This window comes from Mesorhizobium amorphae CCNWGS0123, from assembly GCF_001686985.1.
GTDB lineage: Bacteria > Pseudomonadota > Alphaproteobacteria > Rhizobiales > Rhizobiaceae > Mesorhizobium > Mesorhizobium amorphae.
In genome coordinates this window covers 5,818,704-5,837,899 of the sequence record NZ_CP015318.1, presented here as the reverse complement: position 1 = coordinate 5,837,899, position 19,196 = coordinate 5,818,704, and the positions used below count along the sequence as shown (strand labels likewise).

Below are 19,196 nucleotides of genomic sequence, written 5' to 3'. Positions count from 1 at the left end.
ATGGCAAAGGGGAATCAGAAAAAGCTACGTGGCAAGCCGCTGACGCACAGTCTGCTTGAGCACTACCAGCCGATCGATGGCGTCGTCGACGAAATGGTCGATGCGTCCGGCAGTCCGCGTCCGGTCTGGCAGGATTTCATCGAGGCGCTGGAGGAACTGGGGCCGGAAAAGCTCGGCCAGCGTTTCGCCCGCGCCGACCAGTATCTGCGCGACGCCGGCGTCTACTACCGCGTCTACGACAAGGCCGGCGCCAATGAGCGGGAATGGCCGCTGGCGCATGTCCCGCTGCTGATCGAGGAAAAGGAGTGGGCCGACATCAGTGCCGGTCTCGTCCAGCGCGCCGATCTGTTCGAAGAGATATTGGCCGACATATACGGGTCGAACCGGCTGATCGACAAAGGCATTCTGCCGGCCGGCCTGATCGCGGCGAGCCCCGAATATTTGCGGCCCGTCGTCGGCGTCCGGCCTGCCAGCGGCCATTTTCTCCACATGCTCGCCTTCGAACTCGGCCGCGGCCCGGACGGACGTTGGTGGGTGCTGGGCGACCGCACGCAGGCGCCTTCAGGAGCGGGCTTTGCGCTGGAGAACCGCGTCGCCACCACACGCGCGCTGTCCGACATCTATGGCGAGATGCATGTGCATCGGCTTGCCGGTTTCTTCCGCCGTTTTCGCGACGCGCTGATCGGCATGGCCAAGGTATCGGGCGGCCGCGTCGCCATCCTGACGCCGGGGCCGCTCAACGAAACCTATTACGAGCACGCCTATATCGCCCGCTATCTCGGCATCATGCTGCTCGAGGGCGAGGACCTGACCGTCTCGGTCGGCAGGCTGATGGTGCGCACTGTCTCGGGGCTCAAGCCGGTCGGCGTGCTGTGGCGGCGGCTCGACGCCGCCTTCGCCGATCCGCTGGAGCTCAGGCCGGACTCGCAGATCGGTACGCCGGGGCTGGTCGAGGCAATCCGCCGGGGCGCGGTTTCGGCCGTCAATGCGCTCGGTTCCGGCCTGCTGGAAACGCGGGCGCTGCAGTCGTTCCTGCCGAGGATTGCGCGCGAGTTGCGGGGCGAGGAGCTTCTCTTGCCAAGCGTCGCCACCTGGTGGTGCGGGCAAGAGAGCGAGCGCCGGCATGTGCTCGCCAATTTCGACCGCATGGTCGTCGGTCCGGCGCTGTCGACGCGGCTTGCCTTCGAGGATGACGATTCGACCCGGCTCGGGTCGACACTGTCCGACGAGGACCGGGCCGAACTGGTCGCCCGGATCGAGCGCGATGGCGGCAGCTTCGTCGGCCAGGAAGCGGTGACGCTGTCGACCACGCCGGTCTATATCGGCGGCTGGCTTGAGCCGCGGCCGGCGAGCCTGCGCGTCTATCTGGCTCGAACACCGGAAGGCTGGACGGTGATGCCCGGCGGCTTTGCCCGAGTCGGCTTCTCGCTCGATCCGACGGCGATCGCCATGCAGCGCGGCGGCCAGGCGGCGGATGTGTGGGTGGTCAGCGACCGGCCGGTGGAGCGCGAGACGCTGCTGCCGCAGGAGCATGACAGCTTCACCCGCACCATGCCGGGCAGCCTGCCCAGCCGGGCAGCAGAAAACCTGACATGGCTCGGCCGCTATATCGAGCGGTCGGAAGACACGGTACGCATCCTGCGCGCCTATCACGTGCGGCTGGCCGAGACCTCCGACCCGGAAATGCCGCTGCTTGCCGACATCAGGGACTATCTCGAACCGTTCGGCATCGACGTCGATTCGGCGATCCCGCTCGGCCTGATCAGCACGCTGGACAGCGCCGTCTACAGCGCCGGCCAGATCCGCGACCGGTTTTCGCCCGATGGCTGGCTGGCGCTGAAGGATCTGTCGAAGACCATCCATCAGTTCGCGACCACTGTGGCGCCGGGCGACGACGCGACGCGGGCAATGACGGTGATCCTGCGCAAGCTCGCGGGCTTTTCCGGCCTGCTGCACGAGAACATGTACCGCTTCACCGGCTGGCGTTTCCTGGAAATCGGCCGGCGGCTGGAGCGCGGCATCCAGATCGCCCGCACGCTGGCGTGCCTGACCAGGACCGGAGCGCCGGACGGGGCGCTCGATATGATGCTGGAGATCGGCGACAGCGTCATGACCCATCGCCGGCAGTATCCGGTGCAGGCCGGGCGGCGCACGGTGATCGATCTCCTGGCGCTCGATCCGCTCAATCCGCGCTCGATCCTGTTCCAGCTCGAGCGGCTGAAGGCCGAAATCGGGCTGTTGCCCACCGTCGGCGGTGAAGGACACATGTCGCCGGCGGCCAAGGAGATCCTGCAACTCAACACGGCGATCGCCGTGATGGAGCCTTCGGACATGACGGCGAATGCACTCGACGATCTCGCCGGCGAGATCGGCGGCCTCTACAACAGCCTCGCCAAGGCCTATTTCGGATAAGACCAAGGCAGCCATGCTCTACGACATCAGGCTTCATCTCAGCTACGACTACGATGCCGCGGCCGGCGGCGGCCGCCATCAGGTGCGCGTGCTGCCACCGACCATATCGGGCGTGCAGCGGGTGGTCGCCGCGTCCCTGTCCTTCGCGCCGGCGCCCAGCGAACGCGCGGACTTTTCCGACTTTTTCGGCAACAATGTCACTTCGATCGCCGTTCGCGATGCCCATGATGCCTTGGACATCAGGATGAGCGCGCGCGTATCCGTTTCGCGTCCGGAGCCCGGGCTCGACGTGTCGCCCGGCATAGACCGGCTGAAGGAGGAACTCGGCGCGGTGCGGTCGCTGGCGCCCGATGCGCCGCATCACTTTCTCGCCGCCAGCGATCACGCCGGCATCGATGCGGCGATCACGGCATACGCGCAAGCGAGCATCGCCGGTTCGACCGCCGGCACGGTCATGGATTTGTGCAACCGGATTCATCGCGATTTCACCTATGACGGCAAGGCGACCACGGTCCAGACGCGCGCCAGCGACGCCTTCGGCCTGAAGCGGGGCGTCTGCCAGGATTTTTCGCATATCATGATTTCAGGACTGCGCGGCCTCGGCATTCCCGCCGGCTATGTCAGCGGCTTCCTGCGCACCATTCCGCCGAAGGGCAAACCCCGGCTGGAGGGCGCCGACGCCATGCATGCCTGGGTCAAGGCATGGTGCGGGCGCGACGCCGGCTGGCAGGAATTCGACCCGACCAACGGCATGCGGGCGAGCAACGACCACATCACCGTCGGTTACGGCCGCGACTATTCCGACGTGGCGCCGATCGTCGGCGTGCTGAAGACCACGGGCGGACAGGTCGGTGAGCAGGCGGTCGACGTCATTCCGGTTGCCCTCGAGAAAGTCTGACCGGATCCCAGCCTCAGGCTGTTCGTAAATCTCCGGGCGAGCAAAGACTGCTTCTCAAAAGCCGATGCTGCCGTTATCTTGGGCACAGGGATTGGGGCCGCCGAACGCATGCGCCGGCGCGGAGTTTATCATTGAAAGCGGTCAGCGTTATCATTCCGGCACATAATGCGGCGGCCACGATTGCCGGCACGCTGGCGTCGCTCCGTTCAGAGGCGGCGGTCATCGGCGAGGTGCTGCTGGTCGACGATGCGTCCTCGGACGGCACGGCCGCGGTGGCTGAGGACGTCGCCGCGCGGCTGGCCTTGCCGCTGCGCGTGATTGCGTCGAATTGCCGGGACGCCGGCGGCGCCCGCAACCTGGCCCTGGCGCAGGCGGACTGCCCATGGATATACATGATCGATGCCGATGATCTGCATCTGGAAGGCGGCCTGAGATCGCTGCTTTCGCGAAGCGACGCGCAACCGAGAGCCGAGATGGTGGTCGGCGCCTTTCGCCGGCGTACCAAGGGCGAGCATCACCAGTTCAAATTGCCGTACGGCTATACGGCCACCGGCGTCGCCAACGCCTCTGCCTATCTGGAAGGTCAGGTTCGCTCGATCGCGGTCGGCAGTGCGCTGGTGTCCCGGCGCGCGATCGGTGAGACGAGGTTCCCGACCGCGCTCGCCTATGACGAGGACACGCTGTTCTGGGCGCGGCTGATGTGCCGGGCCCCGCTTGCCGTCATTACACAGCCCGTCATGACCTACTTCGTCTCGGCGGAGCGCTCCGACGACCGTTTCACGATCAAGCCGGCACAACGCTTCCTCGCCTGGCGCCACGCCTTGCGTCAACTCACCGACTGCGGCATCGCCAGGTCGACGCTGAAAACGAGGGAAGGCCTGGTCGCGCTCAAGATCGCCCGTGTCCACTATGCGCGCGGCGACTTTGACACGGCAGCGCGGTTCCTTGCCGTGGCGAAGGCCGCGCCCAAGGTCCCCTCGGACATATGGCGCTGCATGCGCTACCAGTTCAAGCTGGCGGTGCGGCGCCGTTTCTCCATTTCACACGCCCTGCTGCAAAGTGCCTGATTCACATCGGGCGAAGCTTGCTGTGGTCGTCATTGGCTACCGCGCGCCGGTTCAGATAGTCGATGCGGTGACATCTCTGCTTGATCAGAACACGCCGCTCGAGATCGTCGTGGTCAACTCAGGTGGTGGGGACGTGCTGGCACTGTTGGCTGGCGCCGGGATCAAGGTGCCGGTGATCGAGATCAGTCGAAGGCTGTTTGTCGGTGCGGCCCGCAATGTCGGCATAGCGGCAACACAAGCGCCCTTCGTTGCTTTTCTTGCCGACGATTGCCTCGCCTGTCCCGGCTGGGCCGAGGCACGGATAGAGCGACATCTGGCCGGCGACCGCATGGTGGCGAGCGCCATCGTGAACAGCCATCCGCGCAATCTGATTGCCTGTGCGGCTCATCTGATCATGTTCATGCGGCGACTTCCCGGTTTGCCGGCGGATCGTGCGCTGCGATACGGCGTGTCGTTCGATCGCAGGCTGTTCGATGGATACGGCTTGTTCGATGAAGAGATGCCAGCCGGCGAAGATACCAACTTTCTGGACAGGCTGCCGCGGGAACCTCTGCCCGTCTGGGAGCCGCGTGTGCAAACAGTGCATCGCAATGAAACAAGCCTGGTGCGACTGTTTGCCGATCAATACCGGCGTGGATGTCGACGCGGTGACTACCTTGTCGCGTCCAGCCCAAAGACGCCGTTCCGATTTTTTCGCGACACCTTTCACGACCGGCACAATGTCCGCAAGCTGGCGAAGATCGGACTTTCCGGACGGGATCGAACCTTCGCGATGATGTCGCTGCCAATTGTCTGGCTGGCCCTGTTGATCAAATCCGTGGGCGTCTATGCCGGCGCGCGCGACGGTGCGAAAGCAGGCAAGCGACCGCAATGATAACCTCCCACATGAAACCCCAACCTCCGCGACGGACCAGGTTGTTCCGCTCGCGGCAGAGAGTTATCGCGGTCTTCAGCTATCGCTTTGACGCGCATCTGGTTTCCGATCTTATCGCCAATCTCGATCCGATCGTCGATGGCTGGATTGCCTATGACGATCGCAAGGCGACGGGGGCTTTCAGCAGCGAGCCGCTTCGGCGGCACGCCCTGCTCGCGGCGGCGCGCGACGCTGGCGCCGACTGGATTTTGGCTATCGATCCCGACGAGCGGCTGGAACGCAGTGCGGCGGAGCGGATCGCAAAATTGACGAGTGTCTACAGGAGAATAGCCTGGGGGTTCAGACTCCGTGAAATGTATTCACCGACCGATTACCGCGTCGATGGGCTATGGGGCGAAAAAATTCAGTACCGCCTGTTCAAAGCCTACGATCCGGCAAACTGCCAGTCCAAGGACTTTCACGATCTCTGGTACCCTTCCAGTGTCGGGTTCAAAGCTAGGGATAGTGGGCTCAACCTCTATCATCTGAAAATGATCGAGCCCAAGCGGCGGAAAGCCCGCCGTGATCTTTATGACTATCTCGATCCGGGGCATGTTCTTCAGGACGTGGGCTACGATTACCTCGCTGACGAGGCCGGGGCAGTCTTTGAACGCATTTCCCCTGGACGCGAATACCATCCACCTCATGTCGACGATGGCGGCCTGTGGATGGCCGACATTGCAGCCGGGATGCACGGCCGGCCACCCTGATCGGTCAACCCGAAAACATTCCCTGACGACGGAACCTGCCGTCGATCCGTTGCTTATCTACGCGGAAGTTCCCGCGGAGAGGACATGCTGGACAAATCCGGGTCGTCACACGACCAATCGGCCGACAGGAAAGTTGCACCAGGCAATGGAGCGGCGACGAATGGCGCCCAGGCTTCCGCCGACCAGGCGTCGCTGACCTATGTTTCCGACAGCGAAGCCGGCATCCGCCGCCTCAGGGCAGGCAAGGGCTTCTCCTACAAGGGGCCGAACGACCGCGCAGTGAGTGAAAGCACCATCGCGCGCATCAAGGCGCTCGCCATACCGCCGGCCTGGACCGATGTGTGGATCTCGCCCGATCCGGACGGCCACATCCAGGCGACCGGCCGCGACCAGCGCGGGCGCAAGCAGTATCGCTATCATCCACTATGGGCCGAGGAGCGCGATGGGGCCAAATATTCGAGCCTGGTCGCCTTTGCCGAAAGCCTGCCCGAACTGCGCCGCCGCATCGATGCCGATCTGCGCCGCCACGGCCTGCCGGCGGAACGCGTCGTCGCGGCGGTGGTCTGGCTGCTCGACAACACCATGATCCGCGTCGGCAACGCCGCCTATGCGCGCGACAACAAGAGTTTCGGACTGACGACGCTGCGCGATCGTCATGTCGACATCAAGGGCACCAGCCTGCGCTTTGCCTTCAAGGGCAAGTCCGGCAAGGAATGGAAATTGAAACTTGTCGATCGCCGGATCGCCGGGATCGTGCGCGGCGCCCAGGATCTGCCGGGGCAGAAGCTGTTCCAGTATCTCGACGAGGACGGCAACAGGCGTCCCGTGCGTTCCGACGACGTCAATCGCTACATCCGCGATGCGGCCGGCGCGGATTTCAGTTCCAAGCACTTCCGCACCTGGGGCGGCACCATCCATGCCGCCTCGCTGTTTGCGCAGACGGAGGTTCCCGAAAGCCAGGCGCAAATCAAGCGGACGACGAATGTCGTCATCGACAAGGTCGCGGAGCGGCTGGGCAATACGCGCGCCGTCTGCCGCAAATGCTACATCTATCCGACGGTCTTCGAGGCCTGGTCGCAAGGACGACTGCTCGGTGAAATGGCGCAAGCAAACAAACGCAAACGGGCGATACCGGGGCTGGATGAGGAGGAGACGCTGATCCTGCGATGGCTGAAGATGCAGGAGAGCTGATGCGGGCGGGCGCGTCCTTCGCCGGCCCTCGGTGTATCGTTGCAAGCCGAATTTTTTTATCGACCTAATGTCGGGAACGGTCCTACTGTCTCGTCCTTTGACAGAGAAAAGGACCGATCATGCTCTACGCTATCCTCTGCTATGCTTCCGAAGACGTCGTTTGCTCCTGGAGCAAGGAGCAGGACGAAGAGGTCATGGCCAATCTCCTCAACGTCCAGGAAAAATACGCGCAGGCCGGCCGGCTTGGCCCAGTGGCACGGCTTTTGCCGACGACCGCCGCGACAACGCTGCGCAAGGTCAAGGGCGAAGCGGTGGTCATCGACGGCCCGTTTGCCGAGACCAAGGAACAGTTCCTCGGCTTTTACACGCTCGAATGCGCCGATCTCGACGAGGCCGTGGAGTTCGCCCGCGAACTCTCCGAGGTCAACCCCAGCGGCGGCTCTTACGAAATAAGGCCGGTTTCCGTCTTCAACCCGAGCAAGGCTGCCGCATGACCGAGCTTGCCTGGATCAGCAATGCGATCAGCACCGCTCGTCCGCAGGCGATGGGCGCGCTGCTGCGCTACTTCCGTGACCTCGATGCCGCGGAAGAAGCTTTCCAGGATGCGTGCCTCAGGGCGCTGAAGAACTGGCCGAAAAACGGCCCGCCGCGCGATCCCGCCGCCTGGCTGATCTTCGTCGGCCGCAACAGCGGCATCGACGCGGTGCGCAAGCGCTCCAAGCAGGCGCCGCTGCCCGAGGAGGACCAGATCTCTGACCTCGAGGACGCCGAAAGCGACATCGCCGAGCGGCTCGACGGCGCGCATTACCGCGACGACATTTTGCGGCTCTTGTTCATCTGCTGTCACCCGGACCTGCCGGCGACGCAGCAGATCGCGGTCGCGTTGCGCATCGTCTCCGGCATCACGGTCAAGCAGATCGCGCGCGCCTTCCTGGTCGGCGAAAGCGCCATGGAGCAGCGCATCACTCGCGCCAAGGCGCGCATTGCCGACGCCGGCGTGCCGTTCGAGACGCCGGGTGCGGTCGAGCGCTCGGAGCGGCTCGCGGCCGTCGCCGCCATGGTCTATCTGATCTTCAACGAAGGCTATTCGACAAACAGCGGCGAAGCGCCGGCGCGTGCGCCGCTCTGCGAGGAGGCGATCCGGCTGGCGCGGCTGCTGCTCAGGCTGTTCCAGACCGAGCCGGAGATCATGGGGCTGACGGCGCTGCTCTTGCTCCAGCATGCGCGGGCGCCGGCGCGTTTCGACGACAGCGGCGAGATCGTGCTGCTCGAGGACCAGGACCGCAGCCTGTGGAGCCGCAAGATGATCGACGAGGGCCTGGCGCTGGTCGACAAGGCGCTGCGCCACCAGAAGCCCGGGCCCTATCAGGTTCAGGCGGCGATCGCCGCGCTGCATGCGCGCGCGGCGAAGCCCGAAGATACCGACTGGACCGAGATCGACCTGCTCTACAGCCTGCTCGAACAGATGCAGCCGTCGCCGGTGATAACGCTGAACCGCGCCGTCGCAGTGGCCAAGGTGCGCGGTCCGGAGGCGGCCCTTGCAATGATCGAGCCGCTCGGGGAAAGACTGTCCGGATATTTCCACTTCTTTGGCCTCAAGGGCGGCTTGCTGATGCAGCTTGGCCGTGGCGAGGAGGCGCGCGTCGCCTTCGATCGTGCGATTGCGCTGGCCAACACCGCAGCGGAAGCCGCCCATATCCGCATGCATATCGATCGCCTGATCAAGGACGGCGCGGCAAAGGCCACCGCGAAAACAGCGCGCTGAAGCCCGTCTGGCTCAATCGTGCAGCCCAGGCTTAGACCATGCCGGGGTGGCGGTTTTTCCCTGAAACGAGTAATGCCACGCCATGACAGCGCCCGATGGCACAATGGTGCGTGGCGCAAGGCTTTGACCTCCGTCCTATAAGAGACGGGATCTGAAAGGGACAAAAATGACGATAGCGAAGGAAACAGCCGAACTGCTGGCGAAACTGGGTGTTGCCAAGGAGGCGCTTGTCGGTGGTGATCTCATCGTGCATAGCCCGGTGACGGGCGAGCAGATCGCGGCGCTGAAGACGATCTCGCCGGCCGATGCGGCCAAGACCATCGATGCCGCGCACAAGGCCTTCCAGGCGTGGCGGCTGGTGCCGGGGCCGAGGCGCGGCGAGCTGGTGCGGCTGCTCGGCGAGGAATTGCGGGCGCACAAGGCCGAGCTTGGCCGGCTGGTGTCGATCGAGGTCGGCAAGATCCCGTCCGAAGGCCTCGGCGAAGTGCAGGAGATGATCGACATTTGCGATTTCGCCGTCGGTCTCTCCCGGCAATTGTACGGCCTGACCATCGCCACCGAGCGCCCCGGTCATCGCATGATGGAAACCTGGCATCCGCTCGGCGTCGTCGGCGTCATCTCGGCCTTCAATTTCCCGGTGGCGGTGTGGTCGTGGAACGCGGCCCTTGCGCTTGTTTGCGGCGACGCCGTTGTGTGGAAGCCGTCGGAAAAGACACCGCTGACCGCGCTTGCCTGCGAGGCGATTTTTGCGCGTGCGGTCAAGCGCTTCGGCGCTGATGCGCCGCAGGGCCTGGCACCCGTGCTGATCGGCGACCGCGCCGTCGGCGAGATCCTGGTTGACCATCCCAAGGTGCCGCTGGTTTCGGCCACCGGCTCGACCCGCATGGGCCGCGATGTCGGTCCGCGGCTGGCCAAGCGTTTTGCGCGCGCCGTGCTCGAGCTCGGCGGCAACAATGCCGGCATCGTCTGTCCGACGGCCGATCTCGACATGGCGCTGCGCGCCATCGCCTTCGGCGCCATGGGTACGGCCGGCCAGCGCTGCACCACCTTGCGGCGCCTGTTCGTGCATGACAGCGTCTACGACGCGCTGCTGCCGCGCCTGAAAAAGGCCTATCAGAGCGTTTCGGTCGGCAATCCGCTGGAGACCTCGTCGCTGGTCGGTCCGCTGATCGACAAGGCCGCCTTCGACAACATGCAGAACGCGCTGACGGAAGCCGCCTCGCATGGCGGTAAGGTGACCGGCGGTTCGCGGGTAGAGAACGGCCACCCGGATGCCTATTATGTGCATCCGGCGCTGGTCGAGATGCAAAGCCAAGTCTCGCCGGTGACGGAAGAGACCTTCGCGCCGATCCTCTACGTGATGAAGTATTCCGATTTCGACGCCGTGCTCGACGAACACAATGCAGTCGGCGCCGGATTGTCGTCGTCGATCTTCACCCGCGACCTGCAGGAGTCCGAGCGCTTCCTTGGCGTCGACGGTTCGGACTGCGGCATCGCCAACGTCAACATCGGCACGTCGGGCGCCGAGATCGGCGGCGCCTTCGGCGGCGAGAAGGAAACCGGCGGCGGCCGCGAGAGCGGTTCGGACGCCTGGAAGGCCTATATGCGCCGCGCCACCAACACGGTGAACTATTCCAAGGCGCTGCCGCTGGCGCAAGGCGTGTCCTTCGACATCGACTGAGGACGGTCGTCCCGTTCTGGCGGCCTTGACCGCCGAACCGTCAAACAAAAGCCGACGACGCCTGAGGCGTTGTCGGCTTTTGCGTTTAGCGGGCTGTTTCGAAGGCCTTGCCGGTCGCCGGATCAAACAGGCGCAGCGCGTCCTCGTCGAAGGTGAAGGCGCATGGCTCGCCCTTGGCGACGCGGGCGCGCGGCGGCAGGCAGGCCGTCAGCCGCTGGTTGCCGATGCGCGCGGTGGTGACCAGTTCCGGGCCGGTGAGTTCGACCACGTCGATCTCGACCGGCAACGGAAATTCCGTTGCGGTGCCGGTTGCCAGGCGGAGCGCCTCGGGCCTGATCCCGACAATGACCGGCGCGCCGTTCGGTGCCGCGTTCCTGAAGCCGGCCGGCAGCGGCAGCGATACGTCCGAGCCGGCAATGGCGAGTCTGCCGTCCTCGACGACTGCCTGCAGCATGTTCATCGACGGCGCGCCGACGAAACCCGCCACATAGAGCGTCGCCGGGTAATTGTAGATCTCCTCGGGCGTGCCGAGCTGCTCGATCCTGCCGTCGCGCATGACGGCGATGCGCGTCGCCAGCGTCATCGCCTCGATCTGGTCGTGGGTGACGTAGACGACGGTGGTCTGCAGCATCTGGTGCAGGCGCTTCAACTCGGTGCGCATCTCCAGGCGCAGCTTGGCGTCGAGATTGGAGAGCGGCTCGTCGAAGAGAAAGACCTGCGGCTTGCGCACCAGCGCCCGGCCGATGGCGACGCGCTGGCGCTGGCCGCCGGAGAGCTGGCCGGGCTTGCGGTCGAGCAGGGGTTCGATCTGCAGCAGTTTCGCCGCGTCGCGTACCGCTTTGTCGCGCTCGGCGACGGGAACCTTGCGCATCTCCAGCCCGAAACCGATGTTGCGGTGAACGGTGAGGTTCGGATAGAGCGCGTAGGACTGGAAGACCATGGCGATGTCGCGGTTCTTGGGGTGGACGCCGAGCACCGAGCGGCCGCCGATCAGCACCTCGCCGCTGGTCGCTTCGGCGAGCCCGGCGATGATGTTGAGCAGCGTCGATTTTCCGCAGCCGGACGAGCCGAGCAGCACCAGGAACTCGCCGCTTTCCAGCGCGATATCGATGCCTTTCAGTGTCTCGATGGCGCCGTAGTTCTTGCTGATGTCGCGGATTTCAAGCGCGCTCATGGCTGGCGTCCTCGAATAGCAGGGCTCCGCCATAGTTGCGGGGCAAAGTGGAGATGGCACGAGACGCCACCTTTGTCGCGAAGGAGAGGCACGCGGCCAGCGGTTGGTCCCGCGCCAGCGCCGCCAGGAAGGCGGCGTTGAAGACGTCGCCGGCGCCGATCGTGTCGACGACCTTCACGTCGGGCGCCGGCGCTTCGACGAGGGCGCCATCCGGCCCGACGGCGAGGGCGCCTTGCGGTCCGCGCTTGACCACGGCCACGGCGCCTTTCTTCATGCCGAACCTGATCTCGCGCGCGGCATCGACGGGGTCTTCCATTGCAGCAAGGGTCAGCGTCTCGACCTCGTTGAACAGCGCCAGCTCGCAGCGCGACAGCCAGGCGCGCGCCGCCGCGCAGTTCGCCGCGGTCCAGCCGTCGATCGGCCAGCCGGTGTCGAGCGCCACGGCGATGCGATGCCTGTCCGCCCAGTCGAAGAACGCGTCATAGTCGCGGGTGAGATCGTCGGTGAGGAAGGAGCCGCAGAGCAGTGCGCATCCGCCTGACAGTCGCTTGCCGTCGAGACCGGAGATGACGTCGGCGAGGCTCAGGCGCGGCAAGTGCCCGCGTGTGGTGAAGAAGGTGCGCTCGCCGTCGGGATGGGTCATGCCGACCGACAGTGTCGTGCCCTCGGCGCGCATCGGCCATTTTTCAGCGCGGTGGCCGAAGGCTTCACGCAGCCAGCGGCCGAACTGGTCGTCGCCGACATTGGCGGCGATGTCGAAGTCGACGTCCAGCGCCTGCCAGGCGAGTGCGGTGTTTCCCGCCTGTCCGCCGACGCGCAACTCGTCATGGTCGACGACGGTCTCGGTGCCCGCCTTGGGCCACGGTGCGACCGGGCCGACGATCAGGTCGACATTGACGTTGCCGATCACCGCAAGCGGCCGCATTCATTCGCTCCTGGTGATCTTGGTGGAGCGGACCGGCGTGCCGGCATTGTCGACGCGGGCATCTGCAAAGGCGATCATCAGGCGCTGCGCCACCGGCAGCATGGCCAGGATCGCCGCCAGCCCCGAAGCCGGCTTGAAGGCGAGCGTCACCGCTCCGGAAACTGGCGCCTGTCCGGAGGAATCGAAAATGGCCAGCGGCGCGCCGGCTTCGACCACGGAGACGGCCATGGCGGTCACCAGTTCCGCCGTCGGGTCGTCGCCGCGAAACAGGATGACGCCGGTGCGCTGGCCAAGCATCTCCATCGGTCCATGGCGAAGCTGGCCGCCTTCGAGGGAAAAGCAAGGCAACCGCGACAATTCGGTGAGGCCGAGCGCCAGCGCTTCGGCGAGGCCCTGCAGTCGACGGCCGGAGGTGACGATGGTCGTCACGCCGCTCAAGGCGGCAAGCGCATGGTCGATATCGACGGTTTCAGGAGCTTCCAGCGCCGCAAGGGCGGCGGCCGGATCATCGCCGAGCGCCGACAGGATCGCCAGGTGCAAGGCGAAGCTTACGGTCAGGCTGCGGGTCGCGGCGAAGGCCAGTTCCGTGCCGCCGGCACCGATCAGGCCCGGCGCGGTTCTGGCAAGGAAGGAGGCACTTTCCAACGTCAGGCCGAAAGCGTCAGCACCATCGCCCTTTTCCGCGAACCATCTGACGACTTCGGCGCTTTCGCCGGACTGCGAGGTGACGAGCACGGTCCTGCCGGCAAGCGGCAGCGGCTGTCCCAGCTGCTCGGAGAGCGGCAGAGCGAGGGCGTCTATGCCATGCGCCCGGTAGAGCGGTTCGACGGCGCGTCCGACCGCATGCGAGCCACCCATGCCGAGCAGGAGCAAACGGCCGCTCTGCCGGATCGCGGCCGCGGCCTTTGCCGCGATGATCACGTTCTGCTGGAATGAAGCGATGGCGTCCGCATGCTGGCGCGCCATTTCACGGTCGATCGCGAGGAGGCCAGCCGGCCGGGGTTTTCCTGCAGGCATCATCATCCTTTCACGCCGCCGCTGGTGAGGCCGGAAATCAGCGCGCGTTGCATGACAAGGCCGATCAGCACCGGCGGCAAAGCGGCGAGCACGCCGGCGGTGGCGATTAGCCCGTAGTCGGAGACGCGGCCGCCGGCGAGATCTGCGATGGCGACGGTCAGCGTCTTGGCGCGCTGGTCCGAGGTGAAGAGCAAGGCATAGAAGAATTCGTCCCAGGCGAGCAGCACGGCAAACAGCGCCGACGTCGCCACCACGGGTGCCGCCAGCGGCAAAGTGATGATGCGCAGCGTCTGGAACAGGCCGGCGCCGTCGATCATCGCCGCCGCCTCGATCTCGCGCGGGATGGCGTCGAAACCCGATTTCATCAGCCAGGTGGTGAAGGGCGCCAGGATGGTCAGATAGACCACCGCCAGGCCGAAGACGTTGTTGAGCAGGCCAAGATAGGAAAGCCCCATATAGAGCGGCACGGCGAGCGCCACCGGCGGCAGCATATAGGTGGCGATCACCATCGACAGCGACCAGCCGATCGACGGCGTGCGCGAAACCGCCCAGCCGGCCGGGATGGCGAGCAGCAGAGCCGCCACCGTTGCCATGCCGGCGACTTCGAGGCTGTTGCGCAGCGAGGCGGTGAAGGCCGCACCGGCGCTGTTTTCGGCCGTCGACAGCAATTGCTGGTAGCGGGAGAAGTCAGCCGCTTGCGGCCACCAGCGCAGCGGCTTGGCGGCAAGATCGGCGGCCGGCGAGATGCTCATGACGAACAGCCACGCAATCGGTGCCAGGATGACGACAGCGAGCAGGGCCGCGCAGGCATAGATGAAGACAGTGAAGGCGGCGCTTTTGCGTTCCATCAGGTGGCACTCCCGGCGGTCTTCTTCACCAGTGCCGCATAGGCGAGCGCCAGCACGGTGACGAGCAAGGTGACGATCAACGCCAGCGAGGCGCCGGAACCGGCGCGCTGGAAGGAGAAGGCTTCCTGGTAGACGAGGATCGATAGTGTGCGCGTGCTGTTGGCCGGGCCGCCGCGCGTCATCACCCAGATGATGTCGAAGACCTTGAAGGCCTCGATGGTGCGCAGCACCAGCGCCACCATCAGCGGTCCGGCGAGGTAGGGCAGGATGACAAAACGAAAGCGCGCGAACGGCCCGGCGCCGTCGACCAGCGAAGCGGCGGTGATGTCGCGCGGCACAGCCTGCAGCGCGGCGAGTGCGATTAGCGCGACCAGCGGAAAGTTTTTCCAGCAATCGGCGATGATCAGCGCCGCCAGTGCCGTTCCCGGCTCGCCGAGCCAGGAGCGGTAGGCATCGATGAGGTGCAACTGCGTGAGCGCCCCGTTCAGCGCGCCATATTCGGGATTGTAGATCAGCCGCCAGAGCGTGGCGTTGACCACGGTCGGAAGCGCCCAGGGTAGGATCATCAACGCCCGCAGGAAGGTGCGGCCACGAAACTCCTGGTTCAGCAACAATGCTGCCAGAACGCCGATCACCATTTCGATCGCGACGGAGGCGACGGCAAACCAGGTCGTGGTGACCAGCGTGCGCGAAAAGTTCGAGCTGGACAGCATCTTGGTGTAATTGTCGATGCCGACGAAATTGCCCGCCGTGCCGACCAGCTTGGCGTCGGTGAAGGACAGGCCGACGGTATCGACGAGCGGCCAGCCGATGACGGCGACCATCACCATGAGAAGCGGCAGCATCAGCAGCCACGCACGGGTCGTCATCCAGGTGCCTGACATCCGAGGCGCCTCTCCCAAGTCATCACTGTTTCAGAAATAGCACGGGCGGCACGAGGCCGCCCGTCTGGCAAAAGTCCAGCTTAAAGACCGCTGTTTTCGGCGGCGGTCTTCAGCGCATCTTCAGGCGTAGCCGATCCGAGCAGGGATTCCTGGATCGCCTGCTGCAGGGCGGTCGACATCTCCTGGTATTTCGGTGTCGTCGGCCGCGGGTACATAGCGGCAAGCCCGACCTTCGCCGTGGCGATCAGTTCTTCCTGGCCCTTGGTGACGGCCGGATCGTCGTAGGACGACGCCCAGATCGGCAAGCTGAGCTTGGCGTACTGGTTCTGGGTGGACTGCGAGGTCATGAACTCGACGTACTTCCAGGCTTCGTCCGGGTGTTTGGAGACCGCGGTGACGCCGAGACCCATCGAACCATTGACGGCCGAGACCTCGCTCTTGCCGGCAATGCCCGGCGCCGGCACGACGCCGACCTTGCCCGCGACCTTGCTGTCCTTCGGGTTGTTGGCCATGTTGTACATGTAGGTCCAGTTGAGCGCGAAGGCGGCGTCGCCGTTCTCGAACACCTTGCGGACGTCTTCTTCAAGGAATTCCTTGGAATTCGGATTGGTGACACCCGACTTGTAGCTGGCGACCATGTATTTCAGCGCTTCGAGCCCGCCGCCATTCTGGAAGTCCGGCTTGCCGTCCTTGAGGAAATCGCCGCCATAGGCGCTGACCAGCATGGCGTAGTCGCAGATCACGGCTTCGGCCTGCGACCAGCTCCAGGCGATCGGTGTCGCCAGCAAGCCCTTGTCCTTGATGATCTTGGCCTGCTCGCTCAGCTCGTCCCAGGTCTTGGGCGGGCTCTTGATGCCGGCCTTCTCGAGGATTTCCTTGTTGTAGAACAGGTACTTGGTGTCGAGGATCCAGGGCATGCCATAGTATTTGCCGTCATACTCGACGGTGGTCCAGGCGCCCGGCAGCACGCCCTTCTTCATCTCGTCGGTGATCTTCGACGAGACATCGGCCAGCACCTTGTTGGTGGCATATTCGGCCGGCCAGATGACGTCGAACAGCACGACGTCGTAACCGCCGCCAGACCCTTGCGCGAGCACGGTCTTGTCGTGCAGGCCCTCATAGGGGACGAATTCGAGATTGACCTTGATGTCGGGATTGGCTTTGGCGAAGGCATCCGTCATGGCACGGACGTCGGCTTCGCTGTAGGCGGCCTGCGCCATGAAGAGCGCGTTCAGCGTTGTTTCGGCGAAGGCGTGGGGAACCAGCAGTCCTCCAACGAAGACCGCGCCCAGAAGCGTCTTACCGATCGATTTCAGCATTTGTCATCTCCCATTTCCGGCGTTGGCGAGTCGGCGTTGCATCGCCTTCCCGAATTGATGTCGCGGTGACCTGGGCTTGCTCGAGCGATCGGAGGCGATAGGCATGGAGCCTTGGCCGTCTTCTTATGGAGTGCTCGGCTTCGCTATTAAGTCAATCCGCTTGACTTAATTAGTCGATCAATCCTTTAATGGTGTCAAGAGGGAAACGCTAGTGAACGAAAACAGCTCGATCCGCGCCAAAAGCGGCACCAACCAGGAAGGCACCAGCGCGCATAACCGCCGCGTCATGATCGAGGCGCTACGGCTCAACGGCGCGCTGTCCAGAGCCGACCTGGCGCGGGCGACGCAGCTGACCAAGCAGGCAGTTTCGAACATCATCGAGGATCTCGAGCGCGACGGGCTGGTCGTCGCCCTCGACACCGTGCGCAAGGGCAGGGGCCAGCCCTCGACCCCCTACAGGCTGGTTCCTGAAGGCGCCTTCGCCATCGGGCTGCAGATCGACCGGCATCTAACGCGAGCAGTGGTTGTCGACCTCGTCGGCAGCGTGCTGGCGCGGGCCGAGGCGAACCTGCCGCTCGACGAACCATCTGAAGGCGTCAAGGTCATCCTCGGCCTCATCGATGGCGTCCGGCGCGAACTCGCCGGCATTTCCAGCCAGTCCGAAAGCCGGCTGGTTGGCCTCGGCGTCGCCATGCCCGGTCCGTTCGGGCTGCAGAATTCCGACGACAAATGGATGATGCCGGCCTGGCAGAAGTTCCCGCTGCTGGAAACACTCGCGGCAGGCACGGGATTGAATGTCGGGTTGCAGAACGACGCCGCCGCCTGCGCGACGGCTGAGCGCATCGTCGGCGCCGCGCATGGCGTCGATCACGCGGTCTCCCTCTATGTCGGCTACGGCATCGCCGCAGGTCTGATCCTGAATGGCGAGCTCTACACCGGCGGCAACGGCAATGCCGGCGAGATCGGCAGGGCGCTGCTGTCGCCGGCCGGCCCAGGCTCGACGCCGCTCGAGCACCGTGCCTCGCTCGCCTCGCTCTACCAGCATCTCGGACTGGATGCCGCCGACGCGCATCTCTATGAGCGGATGGACGCGCTGGCATTGGCCGAGGATCCGAAAGTCATGGCCTGGATCAAGGATGCCGCGCATGATCTGCGCTGGAGCGTGCATCTCATCGAGACGATCTTCGATCCGCAGACGGTGATCCTGACCAGCGGCGCGCCGGAGACGCTGGCGCGCCGCCTGCTGGAGGCGATGCAGCCGCTGCTGCCGTCGATCGCCGATCGGCCTGGACGGTCATTGCCGCGCCTGCAGCTCGGCATCACCGACCCGTGGTCGATCGCGCTGGGTGCCGCGGCTGAGCCGATAAGCCGCGCCTTCGACCCGCGCTTCTCGGCGATCCTGAAAACCAGGTCCGGCGGGTTCTGAATTGTCCTGACCCTGGCCGGTCCGGTTATTGGCCGGGGTTTGGAAATGCCGCCGCGCAGGCGGCATCGATGATGGCGAGCTTCACCGCCTGGGCGTTCATGTACTCGCGGTGGAAGCCGTTCGACATCCACATCACCGAATGGCCACGCTGGCCGAGCCAGCCGATGCTGCCGAGTTCCTCAGCATCGCGCAATTTGCGCGCAAGGTGCGTGCGCGAGAGCTTCAGCCATCCGGCGAAGTCGCCGATCGAAACGACGCCGGTCGGGATGCGGTCCTGGCCGGCATGATCGGGGTCGACGCCTGAAATCAGCCAGTCCATCACGACGCCGCCATTGTTGAGCCAGGTGAACAGCGAAAAGGTCCGCTTCGGTTCGCGCACCGGGTTGGACGAAAGCAGGCCGTCCGCCACCAGCGGCTGCAGCCTGGCCAGCGCGTCGGGCTGCCCAAGAAAGATGGGCAGCCGGCTCCCGCCGTCGAGACTGTCCAGCGTCTGCAAATGGGCAAGCATCCAGCCCGTCACCTCTTCCAGGCTGGACGGCGTCGGCCGCAAAGGGCGAATGCGCCCGTCCTCGTTCGCCGGCACCAGCTCGATGAAATTGTAATGCAGCATCTCCTTGAGGAAGGCGTCGGCGGTGTTGCGGCTGGCCACCTGGTGCTGACGGATCACGTCGATGACACGGGCTGCCGTCATCTCCTTGCGGTAGTCGCTGGGGTCGCGCCTGAAATGCAGGGCAAGCCCGATATGCGCCATCAGCCAGCGCTGCTGGCTGGCAAAGACGGACGAAAGACGCGGGTTGGCCCCATAGGCCTGGTTCATCGCCAGCGCTTGCGCCCGCACGCAGCGGTGCAACGCCGGGTGGCCGGCAATCTCTTCTGCGTTCAGCGCCATCCCCCCAGATCCCGCTCTTGTCGCGCCAATCCTATGCCGATAGCAGTTTCGACCTGCCGCCGCCAGACGGTCAGCGG

Annotated in this window: 17 protein-coding genes; 10 read left to right on the top strand and 7 right to left on the bottom strand. The window is 65.0% G+C overall.

Translation table 11 applies throughout. The features are described 5' to 3' along the window. The 9 genes from A6B35_RS27435 (at nucleotide 1) to amaB (ending at nucleotide 10,637) form a co-directional block, all read left to right on the top strand. On the top strand, nucleotides 1-2,412 hold the full coding sequence (locus tag A6B35_RS27435; RefSeq protein WP_006204119.1) for a circularly permuted type 2 ATP-grasp protein: 2,412 nt from the start codon (nucleotides 1-3) through the stop codon (nucleotides 2,410-2,412). Between the two features lie 13 nt (nucleotides 2,413-2,425). Then, nucleotides 2,426-3,310: a transglutaminase family protein gene (locus A6B35_RS27430; RefSeq protein WP_006204120.1), complete on the top strand. Its 885-nt coding sequence runs from the start codon at nucleotides 2,426-2,428 to the stop codon at nucleotides 3,308-3,310. 131 nt (nucleotides 3,311-3,441) lie between these two features. Then, nucleotides 3,442-4,377, top strand: coding sequence for a glycosyltransferase family 2 protein (locus tag A6B35_RS27425; RefSeq protein ID WP_006204121.1), 936 nt, complete (start codon nucleotides 3,442-3,444; stop codon nucleotides 4,375-4,377). A gap of 22 nt (nucleotides 4,378-4,399) precedes the next feature. Next, nucleotides 4,400-5,251 carry a glycosyltransferase family 2 protein gene (locus A6B35_RS27420; RefSeq protein WP_006204122.1) on the top strand — a complete coding sequence of 284 codons (852 nt, stop codon included), beginning with the start codon at nucleotides 4,400-4,402 and terminating at the stop codon, nucleotides 5,249-5,251. A gap of 41 nt (nucleotides 5,252-5,292) precedes the next feature. After that, entirely contained in the window at nucleotides 5,293-6,000 is a 708-nt protein-coding gene (locus tag A6B35_RS27415) for a glycosyltransferase family protein (protein WP_006204123.1), read from the top strand. 84 nt (nucleotides 6,001-6,084) lie between these two features. Next, nucleotides 6,085-7,191 (top strand): DNA topoisomerase IB, encoded by a 1,107-nt coding sequence (locus A6B35_RS27410; RefSeq protein ID WP_006204124.1) that lies wholly within the window; start codon nucleotides 6,085-6,087, stop codon nucleotides 7,189-7,191. Between the two features lie 119 nt (nucleotides 7,192-7,310). Next, nucleotides 7,311-7,685, top strand: a complete 375-nt coding sequence (locus A6B35_RS27405) for a YciI family protein (protein ID WP_006204125.1) — start codon at nucleotides 7,311-7,313, stop codon at nucleotides 7,683-7,685. Next, entirely contained in the window at nucleotides 7,682-8,956 is a 1,275-nt protein-coding gene (locus A6B35_RS27400) for an RNA polymerase sigma factor (RefSeq protein WP_006204126.1), read from the top strand. The genes A6B35_RS27405 and A6B35_RS27400 overlap by 4 nt, the downstream gene beginning before the upstream one ends. A gap of 166 nt (nucleotides 8,957-9,122) precedes the next feature. After that, nucleotides 9,123-10,637, top strand: a complete 1,515-nt coding sequence (gene amaB, locus A6B35_RS27395; protein WP_006204127.1) for an L-piperidine-6-carboxylate dehydrogenase — start codon at nucleotides 9,123-9,125, stop codon at nucleotides 10,635-10,637. An 85-nt stretch (nucleotides 10,638-10,722) separates the two neighbouring features. On the opposite strand, the gene A6B35_RS27390 is transcribed toward amaB, so the two are convergent. From A6B35_RS27390 to A6B35_RS27365, 6 genes are all read right to left on the bottom strand, one after another. Next, on the bottom strand, nucleotides 10,723-11,811 hold the full coding sequence (locus A6B35_RS27390) for an ABC transporter ATP-binding protein (RefSeq protein WP_006204128.1): 1,089 nt from the start codon (nucleotides 11,809-11,811) through the stop codon (nucleotides 10,723-10,725). After that, nucleotides 11,798-12,736 carry a PfkB family carbohydrate kinase gene (locus A6B35_RS27385; protein WP_006204129.1) on the bottom strand — a complete coding sequence of 313 codons (939 nt, stop codon included), beginning with the start codon at nucleotides 12,734-12,736 and terminating at the stop codon, nucleotides 11,798-11,800. Before A6B35_RS27385 ends, A6B35_RS27390 begins: the two co-directional genes overlap by 14 nt. Next, complete coding sequence (locus tag A6B35_RS27380; RefSeq protein ID WP_081482220.1) at nucleotides 12,737-13,753, bottom strand: SIS domain-containing protein; 1,017 nt, start codon at nucleotides 13,751-13,753, stop codon at nucleotides 12,737-12,739. A 2-nt stretch (nucleotides 13,754-13,755) separates the two neighbouring features. Beyond that, nucleotides 13,756-14,601 carry a carbohydrate ABC transporter permease gene (locus A6B35_RS27375; RefSeq protein ID WP_006204131.1) on the bottom strand — a complete coding sequence of 282 codons (846 nt, stop codon included), beginning with the start codon at nucleotides 14,599-14,601 and terminating at the stop codon, nucleotides 13,756-13,758. Beyond that, on the bottom strand, nucleotides 14,601-15,485 hold the full coding sequence (locus A6B35_RS27370) for a carbohydrate ABC transporter permease (protein ID WP_006204132.1): 885 nt from the start codon (nucleotides 15,483-15,485) through the stop codon (nucleotides 14,601-14,603). Before A6B35_RS27370 ends, A6B35_RS27375 begins: the two co-directional genes overlap by 1 nt. 80 nt (nucleotides 15,486-15,565) lie before the next feature. Further along, nucleotides 15,566-16,804 carry an extracellular solute-binding protein gene (locus tag A6B35_RS27365; protein ID WP_006204133.1) on the bottom strand — a complete coding sequence of 413 codons (1,239 nt, stop codon included), beginning with the start codon at nucleotides 16,802-16,804 and terminating at the stop codon, nucleotides 15,566-15,568. 211 nt (nucleotides 16,805-17,015) lie between these two features. On the opposite strand from A6B35_RS27365, the gene A6B35_RS27360 reads away from it, so the two are divergent. After that, nucleotides 17,016-18,230 (top strand): ROK family transcriptional regulator, encoded by a 1,215-nt coding sequence (locus tag A6B35_RS27360; RefSeq protein WP_006204134.1) that lies wholly within the window; start codon nucleotides 17,016-17,018, stop codon nucleotides 18,228-18,230. Nucleotides 18,231-18,255: 25 nt separating this feature from the next. Here A6B35_RS27360 and A6B35_RS27355 read toward each other — a convergent pair whose 3' ends face one another. Then, the gene (locus tag A6B35_RS27355; protein ID WP_006204135.1) at nucleotides 18,256-19,119 is read right to left on the bottom strand and encodes a hypothetical protein; all 864 of its coding nucleotides are present in this window, start codon (nucleotides 19,117-19,119) and stop codon (nucleotides 18,256-18,258) included. Nucleotides 19,120-19,196 lie beyond the last annotated feature (77 nt).

What these genes read in the sequence shown, in the direction of transcription:
- A6B35_RS27385 (WP_006204129.1), bottom strand. Translation starts at nt 12,736, where the DNA reads ATGCGGCCGCTTGCGGTGATCGGCAACGTCAATGTCGACCTGATCGTC.
- A6B35_RS27375 (WP_006204131.1), bottom strand. Translation starts at nt 14,601, where the DNA reads ATGGAACGCAAAAGCGCCGCCTTCACTGTCTTCATCTATGCCTGCGCG.
- A6B35_RS27405 (WP_006204125.1), top strand. Translation starts at nt 7,311, where the DNA reads ATGCTCTACGCTATCCTCTGCTATGCTTCCGAAGACGTCGTTTGCTCC.
- A6B35_RS27435 (WP_006204119.1), top strand. Translation starts at nt 1, where the DNA reads ATGGCAAAGGGGAATCAGAAAAAGCTACGTGGCAAGCCGCTGACGCAC.
- A6B35_RS27355 (WP_006204135.1), bottom strand. Translation starts at nt 19,119, where the DNA reads ATGGCGCTGAACGCAGAAGAGATTGCCGGCCACCCGGCGTTGCACCGC.
- A6B35_RS27430 (WP_006204120.1), top strand. Translation starts at nt 2,426, where the DNA reads ATGCTCTACGACATCAGGCTTCATCTCAGCTACGACTACGATGCCGCG.
- amaB (WP_006204127.1), top strand. Translation starts at nt 9,123, where the DNA reads ATGACGATAGCGAAGGAAACAGCCGAACTGCTGGCGAAACTGGGTGTT.
- A6B35_RS27365 (WP_006204133.1), bottom strand. Translation starts at nt 16,804, where the DNA reads ATGCTGAAATCGATCGGTAAGACGCTTCTGGGCGCGGTCTTCGTTGGA.
- A6B35_RS27390 (WP_006204128.1), bottom strand. Translation starts at nt 11,811, where the DNA reads ATGAGCGCGCTTGAAATCCGCGACATCAGCAAGAACTACGGCGCCATC.
- A6B35_RS27370 (WP_006204132.1), bottom strand. Translation starts at nt 15,485, where the DNA reads ATGTCAGGCACCTGGATGACGACCCGTGCGTGGCTGCTGATGCTGCCG.
- A6B35_RS27410 (WP_006204124.1), top strand. Translation starts at nt 6,085, where the DNA reads ATGCTGGACAAATCCGGGTCGTCACACGACCAATCGGCCGACAGGAAA.
- A6B35_RS27380 (WP_081482220.1), bottom strand. Translation starts at nt 13,753, where the DNA reads ATGCCTGCAGGAAAACCCCGGCCGGCTGGCCTCCTCGCGATCGACCGT.
- A6B35_RS27400 (WP_006204126.1), top strand. Translation starts at nt 7,682, where the DNA reads ATGACCGAGCTTGCCTGGATCAGCAATGCGATCAGCACCGCTCGTCCG.